This window comes from Paenibacillus sp. 10L310 (assembly GCF_056395745.1).
On record NZ_JBFTKC010000012.1, the window covers coordinates 35,844 to 55,455 of the forward strand.

A 19,612-nucleotide genomic window follows, 5' to 3' on the forward strand; every position below is an offset into this window, starting at 1 on the left:
CCATCGGAGTAGGCTTTTTTGCATATATTACATAACTCACTATATTTCATGCAGCGTTTGTGTCTCTGGGAAGTTATGCACACCCCATTTGCAGATTTCCTCCAGAATGGGCATTAGACTTTTATCTCGGTGGGTTAAGTAATACTCCACTTTGGGCGGGGGTTGATCGTACTTGACTCGTTTTATCACACCTTCACGTTAACCGCTTCTTCAGTTCTGAACCCTGAAAAAACGGCCTTTCCCAAGATTTAAATTGTAGGTGTAGGTGGCTAATCCTCATCTCCAATTATTTTGCTTAGAAATTGGTTCGCCCAAACGTGGCATCACTCTTCACTGTTGAGCTGCTGGATGCATTGATGGCATCGAGCTGTAACACGTAGTCATAATGACGGATGTAATATCCGGGCTGACTGTACGATTGAAGGGATACTTTGGTGCTATCAGCCCAACCAGGACTGCTTAGGAACGTAGCATCTCCCTTATAGGCGGAGGTGTCGGCATAAGCTTCAAGTACAATTTTATTGCTGGTGTTGCGCTTCAAGAAGTAGCCTGGGAAGTTGATGGACTCCAGTGAAATTCCCGTGGAGCTGGCAAGGCCTGGTACGACGCGGAACTGTGAATCCAGAACAGGAGAGACGTTGGCATCCACGCGAGCGGTGTAATTGGCATGGCGGATGTATCGATCCGGAACGTTGTGTGAACTGAACCGGCTGTAACCTGTGGCTTCTGGTGTTGCAGGACCCAACATTTTGACCTCGTGCAGGGTTGGGGTGTACCAGTTCCCCGGATTATTCCACAAGACGGCGTTCACCATATTGATCCGTACATAACGGGCAGTGAAATGCACGGCATCCGTGGTGAAGCCATAGGTCAGATTATTGGTGCGATCCAAGGTGGAGTAATTAACTCCATCTTTGCTAATTTCAATTTTGTATTTGTAGTACCCTTCGGAACCTTTATACATAAACCAGGACGTGTCGATCTCGGTGATCGTCTTTGGTGCGCCGAAGTCCACCTGCCACCAGGCAGGCCAGCTATTGGAGGAAGCCACCCATGAAGTCTGGTAGTTGCCATCATTGACGTTGGATGCAGACGAACCGGAGGCTGTGGAGCTGGCGGTAGCTGTTTTGCCTTGTGCATGATTGACGAGAGCAGGCGGTGTTACTACACCTGTTACTGCATCGATATTCCATGTGGTATACCATTCCAGTGATGCTGTTCCGCTCGAATCATTCAAGGTTAGTGGCAGCCAGATATGTTTGTGCTCTCCGAGGTTCATCGGATTCCAGCGATCCGCCATGTAGATGTAGGATGTGGTGTTGCTGCCTGTAATCGTGGCAATATCATGAATCTGCGAACCGAAGGCAGATGGATTGCCATATGGCGTAAGCGCAGTCCATGGACCCGTCATGGAGGTTGCTGTAGCATAAGCACCCTGATTCGGATACCAGCCAGCGGCTTGGGAGGTGAAGAGGTAGTAACGGTTTCCTTTTTTCACAACAGCAGGTGCTTCACGGTAGGCGTTCTCGAACAGCCAGCCCTCGAAGGACTGTATTCCGGTGTAACTTGCATTCATTTTAAAAATAGCCATCGTATCATTGGCACCGCCATTCTTGCGTGAAGCAGTAGCCAGATAACCGGTGCCATCTGTATCAACAAAGACGGTCATGTCACGGGATTCATAATCCAGCGGTCGGAAGCTGCCCTCATAGGTGAATTTGCCATTCGGGGTATTGCTTGTTGCGACCGCTACACGCCCGAGGTTGTAGTCCGTTCCATTCTCATAGTGTGCCCAGAGCACATACTGGTTGGTTGATGAGTTATAGATGACTTTGGGGCGTTCAATTTTGCTGGAGGCCAGCTCGGTTGCGGAATCTTTTGTCAGAATGGCGTTGCTGAAAGTCCAGTTCTTCAGATCAGTGGAGGTGTAGACGTTCACGCTGTCAAACCTGCCGCCCACCGCATGTTCACCGTACAGATAATACGTCGAGCCTACCTGCAGAATGTTGCCACTATTCGCATGGATGGGGTTGCCTGCGGTATCGAGCCAGTCGGTACCGTTGGTTATCGTGACACTTGCTGCGCTTGTTCGTTCAGGATGAAGTCCAAACAGGGTGAACGTGAGTGCAAAGACCAGAAACCAGACCGCTTTCCTGTTACCCATTACATACACCTCCCGAAAGATATCAGATTAAATGTAGCGCTTTCATTTATATTGTAGTTGGGTCAGACTCTTTTTCAAGTGAACAATCCATCCATTGCTGAACAAACCTTCATTTCATCGTGGCTGAGCGGTGAGAGCGGAGGAAATGTTCCTAAATGTCATGTACGATGATGTAGAGAGGATCAGGTACACACGTTAAAATAAAGCTAGACTGAATTCACATCATGGTTGGAGGGTGGACCGTCATGAACAAGTTTATTGTAGATGAAGACCTTCAGGTGATATTGCATAATGACGAGGATGGAACGAACACTCCGATTAAGGGAGGCATTACTGCTCAGGATTTTGAAGTCATCTCTACGTATCAAAAGGGATGGTTGACCTTCGCCTATCTGCGTGATCGTCAGGGAATATGGTGGTTCAATGCTCGCAAGAACAAGGCGAGTTTGTTCAGCAAGGATACGGAAGCTTTTCGTGTGATCGATGAAGATTACTGCTGCGACTCACAGTACGTATATCTGGAAGATCAGGTCGTGCCTGACTCCGATCCGGAAAGCTTTCGGCTATTGCCGGATACGCCCTACTTTGCTCAGGACCAACATTATTTATATGTGAAGAGCAACACGCATTTTCATCTATTTGAGGATATAGATACGAATGCTGTAATTGCTCATCATGACTATTGCACCGATAAAGACCATTTGTTCCATATGTCCAGTTCTCTTCGCTATGCGAATGGGGAAAAGGATGAGGTGAGGGCATGGCTGCAAGAACATCATCCCGACGTACCTGGCTGGTGGCATGATCATTATGCCCACAGTGCAGAAGGTGCTACGCTGCTCAAAGGCAATTGGGTTGAGACGCAGTCGTCCATTTTTTATAGAACAGAATGGGGCGATACGTATCGTCGAGAAGCGAAAGGTGTATTCAACCTTGTTCGTGGAGCAGACGGGTCTACCTTTGAACCGTTGGACGAGCAGTTTGCACGGGACCGGGAACGTGTTTATTTTCAGTGGCGTACTGTAAAAGGAGCAAACCCGGATACGTTCCAGTCACTAGGTGGACCCTTTGGTCGTGATGGCAAACATGTGTATTACAATGGTTACCGTGTGGATGGAGCTGACGCTCAGCATTTTGAAGCTTATGCCGGGACGGAGCATCTTGGACTTTCCAAGGATCAGCAACATGTGTATCGTGCCGAGGTTGTTCGGACAAGTCAGCCCTTCGGTCATCCGGACGATGTGCTTCAGATCATTAAGGGGGGAGACGCAGCGACTTTTGAGTTAATAACGCCTTCCGGCAGTTGGGCGGTGGATGCCAATCGTGTGTATCTATGGGGTAAACCAAATAAACATATGGATCGAGTCAGCTTTACACATCTATTTGATGCGGATCCCCAGAGTTGGGCCACGGATCAGAATGGTCTGTATAATGCCAATGGAAACCGCACGGTAAAGGGTATGAGCGGTAGTACATTTGTCATGCTGAATCAATATTGGGGTAAAGATGAGCGTGTGGTGTTCAGCTTTGTGACGGGTGGGGTTTATAAGTCGGGAGATGCAGCGACGTTTATGGTTACGGATGATATCGGGGGCGCCGAAGATGCGCTATTTCGGTATACGGTGGAAGGCGGTACAGTGCGGAAAAAGAAGAGGTAATGAAAAAAGGGATGGTAGACTTAGAAAAGAGTCCACTATCCCTGTTTGAATTTCTAGTTATTTGACCGTGTTTAGCAAACTATTTATGACCTTTGCGAACCTTAAGCTGCATCTTTTTGATCGTTATGTTTTGCATGAGCTCCAGTACGAGAGGGCCTTTGCCGTTCAGGATCTCTACATCCGTTACATTGTCCTGAATGGTAATGATCCCGATGTCTTCTGCGGTTACCCCTTCGAGCTTGGCGATGGTACCTACAAAGTCAACGGCACGAAGTTTCTTCTTCTTGCCTCCGTTGAAGTTCAGCTTCATGATCTGTTGGTTCAGCTGTTCACGCTTGTCTTTTTTGCGTTCAGGCACAATCTTCAATCGTTTCTCAAAATCTTCTCTGCGGCGATCTACAGCTTCTTCAGAAGGTGCTTTTACAACAGGGATTTCGAATCCAATATAGGATTCAATCTCGGCGAGACGTCTGCCATCTTTCGGTGTAATCAACGTAATGGCTTTACCTGTTTTGCCTGCGCGACCCGTACGGCCTGTACGGTGAACATATCCCTCTTTTTCCAAAGGAATATCGTAGTTGATGACATGGGTAATATTCGTGATATCAATACCACGTGCGGCTACATCCGTCGCGATCAGATAGCGGAATTGTCCGCGTCGGAATGCGTTCATTACTTCGATCCGCTCATCCTGCTCCATACCACCATGGATACGATCTGCTGGGTAGTCAAGATCAGCCATAACCCGGAACAGTTTATCCACATTCTCCTGCGTACGGCAGAACACAATGCAGCTATCCGGATTTTCCACAATGAACAAGTCTTGAAGCAGTGCGGTTTTGTTCACCTCGGGTACGTTAATCACAGCATGTTCAATCGTGGCTGTTGTCAGTCCACTTGCCTTGATCTCGATCTCTACCGGTTTGTTCATGTATTTGCGTGACAGCTTGGCTACATCTTCAGGGAATGTAGCGGAGAACAACATCGTTACTCGCTCCTGCGGCAGTTTCTGAATGATGGACTGTACCGTCTCAATAAAGCCCATATTCAGCATCTCATCGGCTTCGTCAATGACGAGATACGCGATCCGTTCGAGTGGTAGCGTGCCTCGTTCGATATGATCCAGTACCCGACCTGGTGTACCAACAGCCACGTGGGTTCTTTGTTTTAACTCTGCTTTTTGGATATGAAAAGGGGACTGTCCGTATAGTGCGGTTGCTTTAATACGCTTAAAGCGGCCGATATTCGTAATATCTTCGTTAACCTGCAAAGCCAGTTCCCGGGTTGGTGTAAGAATCAAAGCCTGTGGCTTATTCTCATTCCAATCCACCAGCTCACAGAGCGGAATGCCGTAAGCAGCTGTTTTACCACTACCTGTCTGTGATTTGACCACAAGATCCTGATTCTCTAGTGCTACCGGAATAACTTTGGTTTGAACCTCGGTTGGTGTCTCATAGCCCAGACTGTCCAGTGCTTTTACGATCTCTTCACCAAGTCCATAATCTTTAAATTGTTGCTCGCTCATCGTTTACCTCTTTTGCGTTAGTTTTTGTACAATTATTGCACCGTACATTTATCGTATACCTCTTCATTATACTCTATATGCAGGCAGGCTAACGGAGTAAATGCTTCAAGTGTGTAAATTGTTTTCATCATTTCCGATTTTAGTAGCAACCACCCGTTGCTGTTCGTATGTGTATCATAACGTTCCACGTGAAACGAAATGTATCGGCGTATATGCTTGGTGTTAATGAATGACCATCTTCACAGCCGTGGTTTGGGGAGGGTAAGATTGATTGATAAATCCACCGATCCACACTTCTGCACTTCGACCAACGAGTGTCTCATCCAAAGAGACGGTGACAATCTCTTCTTCGATGATGAGTTCGGCGTCCTTGCTGAGCGAGACCCAAATCGGTCCAGAATCAACACCGCCATCTTCTTTATTCTCGATGAGTACCTGACCTCTTTCTTCCTCAAAATCCGTAATAATTCCTCGTACATGTGGCTTCTCTTTCCCTTGTTCCTCGGATTTATCTGCGCATCCGAACGTTAGCAGAAGCAAGATAAACGGGAATACGAATAATCTTCGTAAAATGGACATCGAGTTGCTCACCTCCTTTTTAATACATCTATAAGTATGGACGGTCTTAGAGACATCAAAGTTCCTTTACATCAATGGAATAAAGAACAAAAATCACTCCATTGAGGCTGGAACTGGAAAATGGGATATGGTAGCATATGGGTACCCGTAAAAAAGCTATAGGATAATCAATCGTATATTACACGTATGTCGCTAGTCATGAAAGAATTTTTATAATAGTGGTACTTTTATATACTACGTATTACCCGGCCGGAGCGAGTACAACCGAAATTTTAATGGACTGCACAGACATGGATGTCTGTGTTTTATTTTTTTATCAGGAAAAGGGGGATAAGATATGCCGCGAGTCAAGAGGACATGTTGGTTGTTAAGTATCGTACTGGCTCTGGTCAGCCTATCCGGGTGCTCGTCCCCTTTTTACGAATCGTTTAATGCCGCAGGGAGCAGGTTATCCTCTGATCGAATGAATGAACTCCGCAAGGAATATCCGCTATCCACTGGCGTCCCCGCGACGATTAACATGAGAGAAGTTAGCTTCAATGAGGTCATGGCGTTTGGGGATGGGATCGTTGTGGCGGAGGTCGTGAAGGTGTTGCCGAGTTTTCGTGTGGAGCTATCGACTAAACCCGGTACGCCTGAACGAAAGGTGGCTGATAAGGATAGGGCTAATGGAATCACATCCTACCAACCTGAATTCATCTCTTATCAGGTGAAGGTAAATGAAGTAGTAACAGGAGATGATGTACCCGAGGATACTTTTTTATTTTACAACGCTGACTTCGCAGGTGTGGAGCCTGAACTTAAACCAGGTATGAAGATTATCGCTGTAGTCAAAAAGGGGACGACCGGAGAACAGCAGGGAGGATATTCATTCACTCGCTACGGCACGTACTATATTGTCGATGATGACTACGTACTTGCCGCCTACGAGGGGGAATCGGAGGAATTGCGTGATTTTATGGAACAAACGAATGGCATCCAGCTGGACGCTTTTATGGATAAAATCAAGAACCAACCACAAGGCTAAATGACTTCATTCCCCTAGAGCAGTAGAGGAAGGGCCATACGCATAACCATTCGTTTAACATAACAAAGGGCGATCCCGACCATGATATTCATGGGAGAATCGCCCTTTTTCTTTTTCGTTAAGCGTGGTGCGTCACGATTGTATCTATTTCAAAATACTTACATATTTCCCATATACAAATGATACACGTCCATCCAGCTTCACTTTTACCCAGCCATACTTGTCTGTACTGATCACCTCAAGCACAGTGCCCTTTGGTACCGCAGCAACAACTTTGGCTTTGGATGAAGCGCCAGCGCGTACGTTCAGGTAAGCCGCAGTAACCTTGGCTTGTTTGCCTTTGGTGACAGTTCCTGGTTTACCCGTGCTTGGTGTGGATGGTTTACCAGGTTTCGACGTGCCTGGAGTTGGTGTTGGTTTTGGTACTGTTGGCGTTGTCGGCTTCTCAGGTGTAGGAGTAGTTGCTTCCTCACCACTACCTACTGCTTTCCGAGCCTTGTTCAGCTGTTGATAGAATGCTCCCTTGTTTTTCACGCCTGCGAATTGTGCCGCACTCACATCTGCTTTGGCAGATAGCGTATCAATCTCTTCCTGAGTCACCGCATCCAAAATGTTAATGGAGGCAATGTTGGTGTACTTGCCATCTTCCGTTGTTGGCACAGACATAATGCCATCGTTAACTAACTCCACCACATCTGCACGTTCCGGTGCAGTCAGGTCTACGCCGGTGATTTTCCAGTTGTGTTGAATCTTCGGTTCGTAGACACCATTCATGACATCTTTCAGATAAGCGATGGACAGGTTGCGAATCGTACCTTGAATCTCACCAAATGCCGAGGCGTCCTTGGAGGACCAGAGCTGCTTGAACTTACGCCCTTCCATGGCGCCGCCTTTGGCAATCAGGGCTTCCATCCGGTAGGCATTCATACCGAGCTTCAGCGTATCGTCTTCTTTGACAACGGATCCATTGCTGTACTTGAGATTTGTAATCCGACTACCGTATGGCTTGGTCAGGTCAATCTCATATGTTACGCCGCCGAAGAAATCATCGGTGCTGTATTTGGAAGCACGTCGTTTCGGATCAAAGCTGACGGTCACATCACCCGGGCGTGCGGAGTTGAAGTACCCCGCAGACCACTCCATATAATCCATTAGATCGCGTCCGGTTACTTCATATACGGTCACTTCACCAAAGGTGTATTGGTAGTTGAATGCAATATCCTTTTTCTTAATCGGGCCTACATCCAGCTTGGCTTTGTCGTTATCAATCTGATGCGCGACCACATCGGCATCACTGTAATGCAACATCACTTCGGTGAAAAAATCAGACAAAGGTGTTTCCTGGATCTGCACCGCAGGTATACCCTTAATCTCATCAGCAGGGACCAGGTTCGTTCCTTTCAGTTCAGCCACTTCAATGTTGGCATCGGCACGAGCGAACTCGTGGAATGGGTGCAAAGTCTCTTCCAGCGCAGGATCGGAGACTTCATACGTTCCGTCTGCTGCTTTTACAGCGAGTGCTTGAGCTTCTTTGCTTTTCAGCACAACTTTGTCGCCGTCTTTTTCAAATGTCAGATCGATTCGTGAAATATGTGAGCCATATTTATTCGGTTCGGAGATCAATACGCCGTTAACCGTTTGGGATTCAATCAAAGTATGCATGTGTCCGGCAAAAATGGCAGCCAGCTCCGGGTTGGCATTGGCGATATCCGTCACTCCGGTTCCCGGATTACCGTTCTCGTTGTCCAATCCCATATGCATGAGTCCAACCATGACATCGACTTTGCCTTTCAGCTCAGCAATGGCCTTTTTGGTCTCTTCCACAGGATCTTTGACGATGATGCCGTCCAGGTGATCCGTGCCTTTTTCAAATTCGGTAATCATAGGTGTGTTCATTCCGATAACACCCACTTTGATTCCGTCTTTCTCGATAATCGTATAGGCAGGCATGTAGCGGTCGCCGTTTTCTTTGAAAATGTTACCCACGAGAGGCTGTCCATTGAATTGGGAAGAGATCTTCTCCAGTACGTCCAGTCCAAAGTTAAACTCATGGTTACCCATAACCCATGCGTCATATTTCATTTCGTTCATTGCAACCATCATGGGAGATTGAGGTTGATCATTGAACAACTCAGCCGAGTTATCCTGAATCATGTCTCCTGCATCCAGCAGGATCGTATTGGGATTCTCCGCACGGACTTTTTTCACAATGGTGTAGAGCTGTGTCATGCTACCGGTTGGGTTTGGACCGTCCAGAGCATAGTCCCACGGCATGAATCGACCATGTATATCCGATGTACCCAGCAACGTAATCTTGGTCTCCTTGTCTGCCTCAGCAGCCTGAACCGGAGTGGAAGCAAACGGGGCGAACAAAATGGAGGCACATAAGAGGAAAGATAAAGGCCATCCGGCGAAACGTTTCGTTGAAATTTTGCGCATGTTGTAATCTCCCTTGTTATCTAGTGTGTGTAAAGATATGTATCATTTCATACTAGATAAACATGTGGTGAATGTAAACTCCAATGTAAGAGTTATGTTGGATTTAAGTGAGTGAATCTATAAATAACTTCAGAAAAAGCATTTAAATCTATTTTTTTACAATAAAATACTATAATTTGACAGGTGTTAAAAACCAAAATTATCCAGTAAAATGATGTTTGTAAGCGCTTTACAAAAAAGAATACTAAGGAGGAAAATCATTGATTAAGTCTAAGTGGTTCAAAACAGTCGGCTCACTGGCATTGGTAGGGATTCTCGCTGCTTCTGTTGCGGTTGGTAGTGTGAGCGCTGGTCTGGCGAAAGGTAGCAAATTTCTGGGCAATATTATTGCCAACCAGGTTCCTTCGAATTTTAGTCCATATTGGAATCAGGTAACTCCGGAGAACTCAACCAAGTGGGATGCTGTTGAAGGCACACGCAACGTAATGAATTGGGGCCAGGCGGACATGGCCTACAACTATGCTAACAATAACGGATTTCCGTTCAAGTTCCATACGCTCGTATGGGGAAATCAACAGCCAAATTGGATTAACAGTCTCTCAGCCGCAGATCAGAAGGCTGAAGTGACACAATGGATTAAAGCGGCAGGACAGCGGTATTCGAAGTCTGCCTTCGTTGATGTGGTGAATGAACCTCTGCATGCGAAACCATCCTATCGCAATGCCATTGGTGGAGATGGGGCAACGGGTTGGGATTGGGTTATCTGGTCATTCCAACAGGCGAGACAAGCCTTCCCTAACTCTAAATTGTTAATTAATGAATATGGTATTATCGGTGATCCTGCTAAAGCGGACCAATATATCCAGATTATCAACCTTTTGAAAAACAGAGGTCTAGTTGATGGTATTGGAATCCAGGCGCATTACTTCAATATGGACAACGTTTCTGTGAACACAATGAACACGGTACTGAACAAGCTTGCGGCTACGGGGCTACCAATCTATGTATCCGAGCTGGATATGACAGGTGACGATAATACACAATTGCAACGTTATCAGCAGAAATTCCCTGTGCTGTGGAAACACTCTGCTGTTAAAGGTGTGACGCTGTGGGGTTACAACCAGAATCAAACCTGGCAGGCTGGTTCCCACTTGGTCAATAGCAACGGTACAGAACGTCCGGCTATGCAATGGCTGAGAAACTACCTGGCGAACAATCCTTAAGCGTGCGTTTGCACGAATCTGAGCTTCCTTTGTAAATCCGGTAATCATATAACACCAAATAGCGCCTGTTCTACATGTTAAGCATGGGAATATGGCGCTATTTGTGTTAGTGCTTTCTCTCAACAGTGTTCGGCAATTTATGGTGCAGGGAAACATTTAATTTTAATCCAAACCAATACAAAAGCGATCAGCGCAAATATCATTCCGCTCCAGATCAGTTGATGTATTCCCAGGTTTGCGATGAACCATCCGCCGATAGCAGTACCCAGGGTAATACCGAGGTTAGAAAAGGATACATACAAGCTGTTGCCGAATTCAGGCGCGTCCTGCGCTTCAGCGGTTAACCAGGTTTGGCTTACAATTAATCCTCCTGAATGCACGGATGCCCAGAGGATGACTACAATAACCATCCACATGAAGTGGGGACCGGCCCAATAGACGAGTGCGTAAGCTGCTACATACAGCAGGGGGAACATGAGGACAGTGCGGACCACGCTCTTACGCAGAAACTGTCCAAACCCCAAATTTCCGATGATCATGACGACACCAAAGACGGTCAGCATGACACTGATCCATGATCCGCTCATGTGGGTGACCTGTCCAAGATACTCGGCGAAATAGCTGTACACGGAGAACATGGCGGCGAATATAAAAATGACTGCGGCAACATTCAGCCATAATCCAGGTTTGCGCAGAATACCGAGCTGCTTGCCATAGGACATCTTTTCCTTCACGGGCATCGAGGGTAGCCAGATCCATATGCCGATCAAAGCGACCACACTGACCATCGCTCCAAACAGGAAGGCGATTTCGAGGGATAGGCGTTCAGCAAGATACGATGTGAGTGGCACGCCCAAGGCAAAGCCCGCGGTAACTCCGGTGAATACTTTGGCGACGGCCTGACTGCTTTTCTCTGCCGGAACAAGTTGGGCACTGGTGACCAGGGCTACGGAAAAGAAGACGGGATGGAATAACGCGGGAATGATACGGAAGATAAGCATGGTATCAAATGTTGTGGCGTAGGCATAGACCACGTTTGAAATGGCAAACATCAGCACAGCGGCTAAAAGGATAATTTTGCGATTCATCCCGGATGCCAGCAAGGTGAGAAAAGGGCCCGCAATGGCTACGACTAGCGCAAATATACTGACCAGCCAACCTGCCTGTGCAGCCGTAATGTTGAATTTATTCGCAACCTGAGGCAGTACCCCCACAATTCCCATTTCTGTTGTAATAATCCCGAATACCCCGAGTGCCAGAATCAGGATAAGGAGTGGATTGACCTGTTGTGATTTCATGCAAAGCGTACCTCCAATAAATTTAAATATACAGAAAAGTAGATATATTGTGTCGAAATGAGCCTGCCTTGCCTCCTATAATATGATGGACATGAGAGTAAGTTCTCTGGATTACATTATATCTATATTTATAGATTTGTAAATATAAAAGGTGAAACGTCATTTCTTTAAGTTGTCTTCGGTTTGTGTTCTACAGTAGCAATAATGGTGACATTAGGCATTGAATGGCCCATGAAAAATAGCGCCGGCCCGGGGAATCCTTGGGGCCTGACGCTATTGATGTTCGCGTTTTTAACGATGTGTTGGATTAGTTATTTCGGATGAATAACCATGCTGTTGAATGAATCGGCTTCCAGCTCCATGTGTAGGGTCTGTCCTTCTTCAAGGGTTAGATACAGGTCACGACGGTCCTGGAATGGATTGTTGATGACAATAACGAGACTGTTATCCGGGTTGCGAAAGGCAACGGATTTCCCGCTCCACGCGCCTGACAGACCGACTCTTCGAGCACCAGGAACAATATGATGCGCGAAGTGTTTCATCACATAATACTCCGGGTTACGAGTAACCTCCTTATTGTCCAGATCTATCGTAATCATGGAGTTCTGCTCCCAGCCCCATGTGCTACGGCCTTTGGGTTCCAGAACCATGTTCCAGTAGATGTACGCGTTCACTCCGTTGCTGAAGTAGTGCTGATAGAGATTATATACATACTTGGCATAGTTCCATGAGTTGTTGCCATCACCGCATTCGTTCTCGGTTTGCATATAACGCAGCTCCGGATAACTCGCCGAGGTACGTTGAATCGCATTTTTGCCTGCCCACTGATATCCAACACCTTTGATATAGGAATAGGCCTTTGGATCACTCAGGACAAGCCCGGCGTACTCATCGAAGTCGTTTGTTTTTTTCTTGATTAATTCCTCCCATGGATCCGGGGCGTTGATCGTTCCCAGCCAGATCTCCGTATCCAGACCGTGTTGGTCAAAAGCCGGGCCCAGATAATCGGCAATAAACTCACGAAGCTGCTCGCCTGTCCACATGCAAGAAGGAAATTTCTGATCTGCAATCACTTCGTTCTGCACATGCACCTGATGGATCGTAATGCCTGCGTCACGGTAAGCCTGTACAAACTTTACGAAATACAGGGCGTAGGCCTCCAGAATATCTTTCTCCCAGCGCAGTGTCCCATAGTTAAAGGCTTTGGGCGACTTCATCCACGTTGGCGGACTCCATGGCGAGGCGAAGAATTGCAGGTTCGGGTTATAAGTCAGAGCTTCCTTGATGTAGGGAATCAGGTATTTGAAATCACGATTGATCGAAAAATGTTCCATGGCCACGTCGCCGTCTACCTCGTTGTGGCTATACCACTGCTCTGCATAATCACTTGCGCCGATCGGCAGGCGACAGATGTTAAACTTGTGCTCGCCCTCGGGATGGAAAAGAGAGTGAAATACCTCATGGCGCTGCTCCTCATTCAAGTGGGACAGAGCCATATAACCAAGCTCGTTGAAACATCCGCCAAACCCTTCCACAAGTTGGTGCTGTTCACCTGTCAGTTTTAAGTTAGCGCTTTCATTTGTCGGTATAAAAGATAGCTCTCTCCACGGGCTGTCTTGGGTTGTGGAATAACCAGTGAGCGTAAATGTCATGTGAATTTCCTCCTCGCTTGAACCTCAGTTGTCATATATATTACGTTCAGTATAACAACTCCCACGGCAAAAGAAGATATGCTAAACCGTGTGAAATTTACCCTAATCGAAGATGGAGTATTACGAGTTCGTATTCGCATAGACAGATCGTATGCTGTATTTGCTTGTGATCGGCGATGTCCATATACCATTATCCAATGTCTTAACACAACTGTCATAACACAACAAAATCCCCGCTGATTATTCAGACGGGGACTTGCGCTATGTTTCTCATATTCTCTTATGGCTGTAAATGAACGTGAGACACAACTTAAGGCTGTACACTCTCACCAAGCTGTTTATTTTCAAAAATCAGAATCGTTTTGCTGCTTCCGATGTAACCAACAGAGGTATTGAATTGCTCCGAGATGAAGCGAACCGGTACAAAAGCTTTACCATCTTTCATCAGAAGAGGAGCATCATTGATCGCAAGTGTATCATTCACGACAACTTGTTTGTTACCCACGCTCCAGCGGATGGTCTTATCATTCTGTGTGATCACAGCTTCGCGCGTACCGCTGTTCCAGTTCACACGGGCGTTTAACTGCTCCGAGACAAAACGCAGAGGCACATAGGTCCGGCCTTCATCGATAAAAGGTGCAGCATCCAGTGCGTAAGCACGATCCCCAACATAGGCGGTGGTAGACCCTTCGATTAGACGCTGAAAGCTGCCCTGGGGCGTTCGTTTCTGCTCCCGCACATTCATCCGGTTCAGAAGTTGCATCGTATGACTGCCACTCACAACATCCAGATAATTGTTCTGCACCGTGAGTCCGGCAGGCTCAACCTCTGAGACAGACGTCTGAATACCCGAGGATAACGAGGTAGACGCCGAGATATCCTGTATAACATTTGTCGCTGACTGATCACGGGTAAACGTAAAACCTGCGATCGGTGTCAGATCCCACACCCGGTTGTTGGATAATTTCAACACGTCCAGGCTGGAAAGCTGCCGTAAAGGTTCCAGATCATAGATCTGATTGGACTCTGCATTCAGCTCTGTCAGCCCAGTCAGTTCCTCAAGCCCCTTGAGATGCTGTACTTGGTTACCAGAGATATCAAGTGTCCGAAGGCGTGTCATATGTTCCAGTGGTGTCAGATCCGTGATTTGATTACCTGCCACATTCAGATTCCGCAGTGTATTTGGCAAATCAGCCAGTACGTCCAGCGTCTGAACCTGGTTGTTTGCTACATTGAGTTGTTGGAGCCGGGTTTTACCCATGAGCGGTGTCAGATCGTTAATCGTATTGTTCGAGATCTCAAGCCACTTCAGTGCATCCGCATCCGAGAGGGCCGCAAGACTGGCAATCTGGTTACCGCTGGCGTGGAACGTATGTAATCGGTTGAACCCACGTACAACCTCTATGGAAGAAATGGAATTGTTGCTGATATACAGCCGTCCCAAGTCTTTTAATTCAGTAAGTGCGTCTATGGATGTAATGTAATTATTGCGAACATCGATCTCGCGAAGCTGGGTTAGGTGCGCCAGCGGTGTGAGATCCTCAATCTCATTCCCATATAATCGGAGGTGAGTCAGATTGGTTGCATATTCGAGACCGGACAGGCTGTGAATACCTGCATTGCTCAGATCTACCACCTCAAGTTGCTCCAGATCCGTTGAAGTTAATGGCATATCCAGAGGTTTGTTCAGGATTAACTTCAGTCCGTCCTCCAAAGCGGGATCTTCAATGATTCCCTCGCCCAAGTCCGTAGTTGTGTAAGCCATGGCTTGCCCCGATGCCCCGAGACTCAGGATGAATACTAGAAATAATAGCGTCATTCTTCTCATTGCATGCATTCCCTCCGATTTTTAGAATTATAAAATAATCCGAACAGATTGAGTTAGTTAAGTATAGTATCTACACGATAACAGCGACCGGAAGGTTGTTCTGCCCACGGAGTGTTCAGTGTGAATTGAAGAGTTTAACATATACAGGTTCGGCTCAAAGCACATCTATAGTTATTAACCCGTCAACGGGAAAAAGGAACAAGGAATTTCGTAATGGGTATTTCTCTACTTCTATTCTATATGAAACAAACCCTGCTCTGCACTCTTCAGAGACATGTTTATCAAAAAAAATAAAACATCTCCCGCAGACCCTATTCAACCCACCCTTGAAAAGGGTAAAGATGAAGTAAAGATGCCAATTTGGAGGGGAAGATGTGAGTATGCGCCAAGCCATGATCATTAGTAATCCATCATCAGGTAAGGAAGAGGCCGAGCAGTATGTGTCCCAAGTCAGAGAAATTCTGGAGTCACAGCAGTATGAGGTGGTGGTTAATGAGACGGCCGGGGAAGGTGATGCCACCAACTACTGTCTGAGCGCCTGCAAAGACGGCTGTGATCTGGTCATCTCCATCGGAGGCGACGGTACGCTGCATGAGACGATTAACGGCATGATGGATCAGGATCATCGTCCCCGATTAGGCGTTATACCGCTAGGTACGGTGAATGATTTTGCGCGTGCGCTGAATATCTCGCTTGACCCGGAAGAAGCCATTAGGCAGTTACGTTCGAATCAGACCCATATCGTGGATCTGGGGAAAATCAATGATCGCCTGTTTGCCAACGTTGTGGCTGCAGGTTCTTTGGCAGAAGCTTTGTTCTCCGTATCCTCGGAAGAAAAGTCGAAGTTGGGATCATTCGCATATCTCAAAGAAGGCTTGAAAGACCTGGTGAATACACCAGCCAATCATCTAACCATCGAATATGACGGACAGCTCTGGGAGGGGGAATCGCCACTTTTTCTGGCGGCGCTGACCAACTCGGTCGGAGGATTCGAGAAGTTGTCCCCGGATGCAGAGGTGGACGATGGTCTGATACATTGTTTTGTTGTTCGTAATATCAGTGTGTTCAACAGTCTGACCCTGGGCACCTCCCTGTTATTTGGTAGTCTGAAAGACCATAAGGACGTGGACTATTTTACAGCCAAAGAAGTTCATGTTCGCTCAGACGAAGCCATTCGCACTAATGTAGATGGGGAAGAAGGTCCTGCCCTGCCGATTCATATCCGTGTCCTGCCAAGGCATATTGAGGTCATTATACCGGAAGAAGTATAGTTTATTCTTTTGGATCTATAGGCTGGAATGAAGAACCTATCATTTCTCCATATGAATGTAGGATAAAGCTATTGAAACCGATTGCAGATATATGTCACAATCAAAGGTAAGATACACGATAATATTCGAATATGGAGGGAAAACATCTTGAGAACGATTAAATTGGGCAGCAGTGCACTAGAAGTACCTGTAGTCGCGGTGGGCTGCATGCGGATTAATTCACTAGACGGTAAGGAAGCCGAACATTTTGTTCGTTCTGCAATGGAGGTTGGCGCAAATTTCTTTGACCATGCCGACATTTATGGTACAGGAACATGTGAGGAGATCTTCGCCGAAGCAGTACAGATGAATCCCCAAGTTCGTGAAAATATGATTCTTCAATCCAAATGCGGTATCCGCAAAGGCATGTTTGATTTCTCCAAAGAGCACATCCTGAATTCGGTGGATGGTATCCTTCAACGTCTGAAAACGGAATATCTTGACGTTCTGCTGCTGCACCGTCCTGATGCATTGGTTGAGCCGGAGGAAGTGGCTGAAGCCTTTGATCAACTGGAGCGCGAAGGTAAAGTGCGTCACTTCGGGGTATCCAACCAGAATCCGAACCAGATCGAATTGTTGAAAAAATACGTGAAACAGCCACTGGTAGCCAACCAGTTGCAGATGAGTATTACCAATACCACGATGATTGACAGTGGCATTAATGTGAACATGGAGAACGATGCCGCGGTTAACCGTGACGGTAGCATTCTTGATTACTGTCGTCTGCATGATATCACCATTCAGCCGTGGTCCCCGTTCCAGTACGGATTCTTCGAAGGTGTATTCCTGGGTAGCGACAAGTTCCCGGAATTGAATGCAAAGATCGACGAGATTGCTGCGAAGTATGACGTGAGCAATACAACGATTGCAATCGCATGGTTGCTTCGTCACCCTGCACAGATGCAACCTGTGACAGGCACGATGAATATTGAACGTCTGCAAGACTGTGTAAAAGCAGGAGATGTTCATCTCACTCGTCCAGAGTGGTATGAAATTTACCGTGCGGCAGGCAATATACTGCCTTAAATCCAAGTTATAGTGAGCATGATGACTGCTGAGTCAGTTGAGAACACGAGCCCGTAGATGGCTCGTGTTTTTTGTCTATTTTCAGGTTTGATGCCAGACGTGCTTCCGATATAAAATAAGGATAGGATTGTCCGCTTTAAAAAAGGATTAAAATGGTTTTAATACAAATTAGTTGAAAATATTATATTGACCGATACTTTCTAATTACATATAATTACTTTTGCATACCGATAATCCCGTTTATGTTTTTTATTTTGGAGGGTGGTGTTCGTTTGGAGTCGACAACCACGATACGCGATCACTTGGAAAGTTATCTGAAGCGTGAACAGATGTCCATTAGTCATTTTTCGGAAACGTCAGGGATTAATTCGGGTACGCTCAGCAATATTTTGAATAAAAATCGGCCTATTGCCATGCAGCAGTTGGATCGCATTACTTCCGCCATGAGACTGGAAGAAGGTTACTTCTATGAGTTATACATAGACGAGTGTTTTGTACACGCGACCCCGGACTGGCGAAGACTGGGACCCTTCCTTCATCGCTGTGCCGAGTTGGACAAGTTGGACTGTATTGAAGAGGTTATTCGTCTGATGATGGATAATCTATCCTATATTCCTTTGTTATTTGATGTGGCTGAAGAGTTCTACCAAGCGGGTAAATTCAAACCGGCCATTCTTCTATATGAAAACATTGCTGAAAGCGAGAAAATGCAACATTCCGAGCGGCTTGCACTCTGTCAGTATCGACTGTTCCGGTTGGGACTGACTAATGATCAGCAGCGGAATCTGATTATCGCAGCCCGGTTCGAATATTATGTGGATCGGCTGGATGAGCGCTATCAATTGGATGCGCTTAACGAACTAATTAATGCATTTGCATCACTTCACAGATGGAGTAAAGTTCAGGAACTATCTGAAAAGCTGAAGGTGAAAGCAGCCATCCATTATGAGATGAATGGCCGAAGGAAACAAGAAGAGACCAAACGACCTATCGTTTTTTATATTATGTATGCGTATTTAGCCTGTGGAAGTGCCCACTTCCACTTGAACAACTATGAAATGGCATTGAAGTATGTTGCATTATACTCCGATTACAGTTGGGTGAAAGAGCCTGAACCTGAAGAAAAAGTGGTTATTCATCAGTTTCAGGAATGGGCTGAGGGTAATCGTTATATATATCAATTAATGGCTGGGCAGTTTGAAGTATTACCTGACTACCTCGCGTATATCTCAACGAAGGAAAATGAGATATTTCCAGCGCTTTGTGATATTGTAACGGCTGCTAACCGTTATGATATGAACATAGATCATGTACTCAATCAATATGAGCCATACTTCACTTATCATGAACAGAGAAATCGGATTGGGAAAGTAAGCAAGCAGGTAACCGATGATCGCTACGTTCGTCTTTTAGCTGGATTAGGCACGTATTGTCTTAAAAAAGACAGGTTTGTGGAGGGGTTAGATTTTGTACTGAACAGCTTGAGATTTTCTATTGAAATTAGCGATGGACGAGGTATGCTTAGAGGTGTCGGACTGTTTGAGCAATACAGGGAATATGCGTCTGACACAGCTATACAGCAGTACAAAATCTTGATTGGTGAGGTGCAGAAACTCAATGAAGAGAAAGCTGGCTTTGCTGATAGTTACATGTAGTATAGTGGTGAGCATTGTAGCTCCTGTTACTGGACCTGTCCCGACTGTGGAGAATCCAGACCCTTCAATTTACCGAACAAATGATCACGGTTTAGGGACATAAGCCTGAACCAATGGACGCTTCTGAATTCATTTCAGAAGCGTTCTTTTTTTGTGTATCAAAGTGGAAGAATAAGTATGTCGTATCTCACATGCGCTTTTGATTGGCATAATACACTAAAATATGAC

At 46.2% G+C, this 19,612-nt stretch carries 14 protein-coding genes; 6 read left to right on the forward strand and 8 right to left on the reverse strand.

Annotation, left to right across the window (positions count from 1 at the left end; all coding sequences use genetic code 11):
- Nucleotides 1-39: 39 nt before the first annotated feature.
- Nucleotides 40-189: a winged helix-turn-helix transcriptional regulator gene (locus AC1DE7_RS22025; RefSeq protein WP_127550199.1), complete on the reverse strand. Its 150-nt coding sequence runs from the start codon at nucleotides 187-189 to the stop codon at nucleotides 40-42.
- A gap of 106 nt (nucleotides 190-295) precedes the next feature.
- A complete protein-coding gene (locus AC1DE7_RS22030; RefSeq protein ID WP_127550201.1) occupies nucleotides 296-2,164 on the reverse strand; it encodes an AbfB domain-containing protein in 1,869 nt (622 codons plus the stop codon).
- Between the two features lie 245 nt (nucleotides 2,165-2,409).
- Between AC1DE7_RS22030 and AC1DE7_RS22035 the strand changes: the two genes are divergently transcribed.
- The gene (locus AC1DE7_RS22035; RefSeq protein ID WP_340983880.1) at nucleotides 2,410-3,822 is read left to right on the forward strand and encodes a DKNYY domain-containing protein; all 1,413 of its coding nucleotides are present in this window, start codon (nucleotides 2,410-2,412) and stop codon (nucleotides 3,820-3,822) included.
- Nucleotides 3,823-3,901: 79 nt separating this feature from the next.
- On the opposite strand, the gene AC1DE7_RS22040 is transcribed toward AC1DE7_RS22035, so the two are convergent.
- A complete protein-coding gene (locus tag AC1DE7_RS22040) occupies nucleotides 3,902-5,347 on the reverse strand; it encodes a DEAD/DEAH box helicase (protein WP_127550206.1) in 1,446 nt (481 codons plus the stop codon).
- Between the two features lie 222 nt (nucleotides 5,348-5,569).
- On the reverse strand, nucleotides 5,570-5,926 hold the full coding sequence (locus AC1DE7_RS22045; protein ID WP_477535166.1) for a hypothetical protein: 357 nt from the start codon (nucleotides 5,924-5,926) through the stop codon (nucleotides 5,570-5,572).
- A gap of 337 nt (nucleotides 5,927-6,263) precedes the next feature.
- Here AC1DE7_RS22045 and AC1DE7_RS22050 point away from each other — a divergent pair, with 337 nt between their 5' ends.
- Nucleotides 6,264-6,953 (forward strand): hypothetical protein, encoded by a 690-nt coding sequence (locus AC1DE7_RS22050; RefSeq protein ID WP_477535167.1) that lies wholly within the window; start codon nucleotides 6,264-6,266, stop codon nucleotides 6,951-6,953.
- 144 nt (nucleotides 6,954-7,097) lie between these two features.
- On the opposite strand, the gene AC1DE7_RS22055 is transcribed toward AC1DE7_RS22050, so the two are convergent.
- Nucleotides 7,098-9,392, reverse strand: a complete 2,295-nt coding sequence (locus tag AC1DE7_RS22055; RefSeq protein ID WP_477535168.1) for a 5'-nucleotidase C-terminal domain-containing protein — start codon at nucleotides 9,390-9,392, stop codon at nucleotides 7,098-7,100.
- Nucleotides 9,393-9,652: 260 nt separating this feature from the next.
- Between AC1DE7_RS22055 and AC1DE7_RS22060 the strand changes: the two genes are divergently transcribed.
- Nucleotides 9,653-10,615, forward strand: a complete 963-nt coding sequence (locus tag AC1DE7_RS22060) for an endo-1,4-beta-xylanase (RefSeq protein ID WP_036611704.1) — start codon at nucleotides 9,653-9,655, stop codon at nucleotides 10,613-10,615.
- Nucleotides 10,616-10,752: 137 nt separating this feature from the next.
- Here AC1DE7_RS22060 and AC1DE7_RS22065 read toward each other — a convergent pair whose 3' ends face one another.
- From AC1DE7_RS22065 to AC1DE7_RS22075, 3 genes are all read right to left on the reverse strand, one after another.
- Nucleotides 10,753-11,913 (reverse strand): MFS transporter, encoded by a 1,161-nt coding sequence (locus AC1DE7_RS22065; RefSeq protein WP_477535169.1) that lies wholly within the window; start codon nucleotides 11,911-11,913, stop codon nucleotides 10,753-10,755.
- 311 nt (nucleotides 11,914-12,224) lie between these two features.
- Nucleotides 12,225-13,565: a glycoside hydrolase family 30 protein gene (locus AC1DE7_RS22070; RefSeq protein WP_477535170.1), complete on the reverse strand. Its 1,341-nt coding sequence runs from the start codon at nucleotides 13,563-13,565 to the stop codon at nucleotides 12,225-12,227.
- A 310-nt stretch (nucleotides 13,566-13,875) separates the two neighbouring features.
- Nucleotides 13,876-15,393, reverse strand: coding sequence for a leucine-rich repeat domain-containing protein (locus tag AC1DE7_RS22075; RefSeq protein WP_477535171.1), 1,518 nt, complete (start codon nucleotides 15,391-15,393; stop codon nucleotides 13,876-13,878).
- A 380-nt stretch (nucleotides 15,394-15,773) separates the two neighbouring features.
- Between AC1DE7_RS22075 and AC1DE7_RS22080 the strand changes: the two genes are divergently transcribed.
- The 3 genes from AC1DE7_RS22080 to AC1DE7_RS22090 all read left to right on the forward strand — a co-directional run bounded on the left by AC1DE7_RS22080 (nucleotide 15,774) and on the right by AC1DE7_RS22090 (nucleotide 19,384).
- Complete coding sequence (locus tag AC1DE7_RS22080) at nucleotides 15,774-16,664, forward strand: diacylglycerol/lipid kinase family protein (protein ID WP_036611691.1); 891 nt, start codon at nucleotides 15,774-15,776, stop codon at nucleotides 16,662-16,664.
- Between the two features lie 147 nt (nucleotides 16,665-16,811).
- Nucleotides 16,812-17,729 (forward strand): aldo/keto reductase, encoded by a 918-nt coding sequence (locus AC1DE7_RS22085; protein ID WP_076213731.1) that lies wholly within the window; start codon nucleotides 16,812-16,814, stop codon nucleotides 17,727-17,729.
- 272 nt (nucleotides 17,730-18,001) lie between these two features.
- Entirely contained in the window at nucleotides 18,002-19,384 is a 1,383-nt protein-coding gene (locus tag AC1DE7_RS22090) for a transcriptional regulator (protein WP_091012369.1), read from the forward strand.
- The last annotated feature ends 228 nt before the right edge of the window (nucleotides 19,385-19,612 follow it).

Coding starts and splice junctions, on each gene's coding strand:
- AC1DE7_RS22050 (WP_477535167.1), top strand. CDS start 6,264: ATGCCGCGAGTCAAGAGGACATGTTGGTTGTTAAGTATCGTACTGGCT.
- AC1DE7_RS22055 (WP_477535168.1), bottom strand. CDS start 9,392: ATGCGCAAAATTTCAACGAAACGTTTCGCCGGATGGCCTTTATCTTTC.
- AC1DE7_RS22075 (WP_477535171.1), bottom strand. CDS start 15,393: ATGAGAAGAATGACGCTATTATTTCTAGTATTCATCCTGAGTCTCGGG.
- AC1DE7_RS22030 (WP_127550201.1), bottom strand. CDS start 2,164: ATGGGTAACAGGAAAGCGGTCTGGTTTCTGGTCTTTGCACTCACGTTC.
- AC1DE7_RS22045 (WP_477535166.1), bottom strand. CDS start 5,926: ATGTCCATTTTACGAAGATTATTCGTATTCCCGTTTATCTTGCTTCTG.
- AC1DE7_RS22070 (WP_477535170.1), bottom strand. CDS start 13,565: ATGACATTTACGCTCACTGGTTATTCCACAACCCAAGACAGCCCGTGG.
- AC1DE7_RS22080 (WP_036611691.1), top strand. CDS start 15,774: ATGCGCCAAGCCATGATCATTAGTAATCCATCATCAGGTAAGGAAGAG.
- AC1DE7_RS22035 (WP_340983880.1), top strand. CDS start 2,410: ATGAACAAGTTTATTGTAGATGAAGACCTTCAGGTGATATTGCATAAT.
- AC1DE7_RS22065 (WP_477535169.1), bottom strand. CDS start 11,913: ATGAAATCACAACAGGTCAATCCACTCCTTATCCTGATTCTGGCACTC.
- AC1DE7_RS22040 (WP_127550206.1), bottom strand. CDS start 5,347: ATGAGCGAGCAACAATTTAAAGATTATGGACTTGGTGAAGAGATCGTA.